Here is a 534-nt window from a genome sequence, read left to right on the forward strand (position 1 = left end):
GAGCTGCAGGCCGAGCTGCTGCAGTTCGAGCCCGACCCCGTACTGGCCGACATGCTGCGCCGCCAGCACCTCATCGTGACCGAAGCGCAGGCCGCCTTCGAGCCCGAGGCTGGGGCCTATGGCGAAGGGGCTGGGCATGGCCCTCATCACCATGGGCATGACGACCATGCCCATGGCCACGCGCACGACCATGCAACGGCGTCGGCGTCGGCGTCGGCACCGGCGCGCAAGCCGCTGCCCATTCCGGTCCACGTGCACGGCCCCGACTGCAAGCACGACCACGACCACGATCACGATCACTGACACCCGCGCGCGTCAGCCGTCGTGGTCGTCCGGCGGCGCGATGCCGCGCAATGCCTGGGTCATGTGGTGGACGCTGGCTTCAGGGCCCAGCAAGGCCCGGCCGCGCGCCAGCACCTGCTCGGCCTCGGCGTCGCGCCGTTCCTTGCCGAGCACCAGCACCACGCGGGCCAGCTGCACGTCGATGACGCGCTGCTGAGAGCGCAGCATCTCGGCCCGCTCGCTGGCCGAGAG

Annotated in this window: 1 protein-coding gene and 1 pseudogene; one reads left to right on the forward strand and one right to left on the reverse strand. The window is 71.3% G+C overall.

Annotated elements, in window-relative coordinates; genetic code table 11:
- Nucleotides 1-303 (forward strand): annotated as a pseudogene (locus tag ACXJKR_RS34355) (urease accessory protein UreE); the annotation flags it as partial.
- A gap of 12 nt (nucleotides 304-315) precedes the next feature.
- On the opposite strand, the gene ACXJKR_RS34360 reads toward ACXJKR_RS34355, so the two are convergent.
- Nucleotides 316-534: hypothetical protein (locus ACXJKR_RS34360; RefSeq protein WP_457326674.1), on the reverse strand; the 219-nt coding region annotated here is incomplete at its 5' end.

It is taken from the genome of Roseateles sp. P5_E11 (assembly GCF_054049355.1).